Genomic DNA, 1,444 nt, shown 5'->3' with positions numbered 1-1,444 from the left:
AAGTGTAAGAAGTTCATCAGAGAACTGCATGGGAAGTCGCGAACCTGTGTGAACAAACTCCACATGATAAAGTCAAAAAAATGTTACTATTTGTGTATAATAATTTTTAATTAATACACTTTTTGATGTATAATAAACTCATGGATAACGAATATAGACATTCTAAGACAACTGTATCGTTACTCAACTATCATTTTGTTTTTTGTCCTAGATATCGTCGGAAACTATTTGTCAATTCCGAAGTAGACGCTAGTTTTAAATCTCTTGTTCATTCAATCTGTAAAGAAAATGAATGGGAAATCATGGCTATAGAGACAGATAAAGATCATTGTCATCTTTTTGTAAATGTTCAACCTACCTATTCACCAGCGGATATCATGAAGGTGATTAAGGGAAGAACATCTAGAGAATTACGACAATCATTTGAACATTTAAGTAAAATGCCAAGTGTTTGGACACGATCTTACTTTGTTTCAACAGCAGGGAATGTTTCTAGTGAAACAATTAAACGATATGTAGAAAGTCAAAGGACAAGATATTGAGTTTACGTTAAGGAGGTGTACAGAAATGAAAAAAGCCCATAAAATCAGAATCTACCCTAATTCAAGACAGGAAATTCAATTTCAAAAAACCTTTGGTTGTGTTCGGTTCTACTGGAATTTTTTACTTGACCAACGGATTACGAATGACAAGATGAAAAAAGAAAATCCTGAATATATTGAAAACAAACTGACCTATGCTGGACTGAAAAAGCAAGAAGAATTTTCTTGGTTAAAAGAAGTTGAAGCACAACCTCTAAGCCAAGTAAATATGGATTTGAATAAAGCGTACAAAAATACGTTCAACTCTAAATTCGGATTTCCTAAATTCAAGAGTAAAAAATATTCAAAGAAATCCTATCGAACTGCCGTAGGCATGAAAGTCAACGGACGATACTTCTATGTTTCTAAAGTTGGTTGGGTCAAGATGGCAGAAGAATTGCGTTTCAAAGGGAAATTAATGAACGTGACGATCAGTCAAACTAAATCAGGGAAATATTTTGCGACATTCTTAGTTGATGCTGAGAATTTCCAACAAGAACCCGTAGCAAATAACATTGGATTAGATTTGGGCTTAACTCATTTCTGTATCACATCCGCAGGAGAAAAAATCGATAATAACCGATTCTATCGCTCTCTTGAACAACGGTTAATACGCGAACAACGAAAACTTTCCAAGCGTTTGGAAGTTGCGAAAAAACACAATCGAAAATTAGATGAGTGTCGCAACTACCAAAAACAAAAAGTAAAAGTTGCGCGTATCCATGAGAAAATTGCCAACCAACGTACTGATTTTTTACATAAACTATCTTCACGACTTACTGATGAGAACCAAATCATTTGTATTGAAGATTTGAATGTAAAAGGGTTGGTTAAAAATCATAAATTAGCGAAGTCAATTTCAG

The 1,444-nt window shown here is 33.9% G+C and carries 2 protein-coding genes; both read left to right on the top strand.

All coding sequences use genetic code 11. From position 1 onward, the window contains the following. Positions 1 to 140 precede the first annotated feature (140 nt). Positions 141 to 542 (top strand): IS200/IS605 family transposase, encoded by a 402-nt coding sequence (gene tnpA, locus RU93_RS11845; protein WP_071875830.1) that lies wholly within the window; start codon positions 141 to 143, stop codon positions 540 to 542. Between the two features lie 25 nt (positions 543 to 567). After that, a partial coding sequence (locus tag RU93_RS11840) for an RNA-guided endonuclease TnpB family protein (protein WP_071875829.1) occupies positions 568 to 1,444 on the top strand: 877 nt, incomplete at its 3' end.

Source organism: Enterococcus aquimarinus (assembly GCF_001885765.1).
In the GTDB taxonomy this organism is placed as follows: Bacteria; Bacillota; Bacilli; order Lactobacillales; family Enterococcaceae; genus Enterococcus_I; species Enterococcus_I aquimarinus.
Note: the sequence above shows the minus strand (reverse complement) of the source record. Positions and strands in the feature narration are given on the sequence as shown.

Coding starts and splice junctions, on each gene's coding strand:
- tnpA (WP_071875830.1), top strand. CDS start 141: ATGGATAACGAATATAGACATTCTAAGACAACTGTATCGTTACTCAAC.